Source organism: Flavobacterium bizetiae (genome assembly GCF_902804475.1).
GTDB classification, from domain to species: domain Bacteria; phylum Bacteroidota; class Bacteroidia; order Flavobacteriales; family Flavobacteriaceae; genus Flavobacterium; species Flavobacterium bizetiae.
Genome location: NZ_CADCSU010000245.1, coordinates 1 through 977, shown reverse-complemented (window position 1 = coordinate 977; position 977 = coordinate 1). Strand labels below are relative to the sequence as shown.

Sequence of the window (977 nt, the reverse complement as noted above, 5' to 3'; positions counted from 1 at the left end):
TCTTTTCTGTTTTATAGATTTAACTAGTGTGGATAATTTTTTTTGTAAGATTTAATGTCTTAATATTGCCACGAAAATTTAAACCTAATATTATTAATTTACCAATTTTATGAAATTTCCAAAACTACTATTTTTTTTACCTTTACTAAGTGTCGCAATAACATCATGTTCTTCTGATGATTCTAATGCTGACCCAATTGTTGTAGAACCACCGGTTATCGATCTGAAAAATCAAAAACTAGTTTCTTTTTCTTATCCTAATCATCCATACATCGGGATTGTACGTGATAAAGAATCTTATGAATACGATAACGAAAATAAAATTGTAAAAGTAAAAGAAGGCGGATTTGTTTATGGAATTACTTATGTTAATTCTGATTTAATCGAGGTTAATCAATTAGAAGACAATATTACTGGCGTTAAAATAAATTCGAAAAGATCAATTCATTTAAAAGCTGGAAGTGTTGAATCAATTGTAAATCATCAAACTAATGTGAATGAAAGTAACCCTGAGGTTGTAAATACTTATTCTGATTCAACACTTTATACCTATAAAAATCAATATATTTCTAAAGTTAAAATATACAGTAAAAATAGGTTTTCTCCTAGTTATGCATTAGTTAGTGAAGTGAATTTTGAAGAACAGAATGGAAATATTACCAAAGCCGAGGTTAATTTAGTTCGTGCAAAATTTAGCTATACGATTAATTACACTTATGATGCTGATGCTTATGTAAAAGGTAGTGATTATACGTATGAAACTCCATTGCTTTATAGTTACAATACGCTTTATTCTATACTACAAGATAAATTTGGAAAAAAGAGCACTAACAATATTGTAAAAATAGATCATGAATATACTAATTTAGCGCCATATCCGAGATCTTTTAAAACAATGACTCTAAAAAGAACTTTGGATACTGAAAAGAGATTAAAAGAAATTATAGTATCAGGAACTACTTTCGATGATCTTAAAA

The 977-nt window shown here is 27.4% G+C and carries 1 protein-coding gene; it reads left to right on the top strand.

Translation table 11 applies throughout. From position 1 onward, the window contains the following. Positions 1–109 precede the first annotated feature (109 nt). On the top strand, positions 110–977 hold an 868-nt coding region (locus FLACOL7796_RS24535), incomplete at its 3' end, for a hypothetical protein (RefSeq protein ID WP_173973389.1).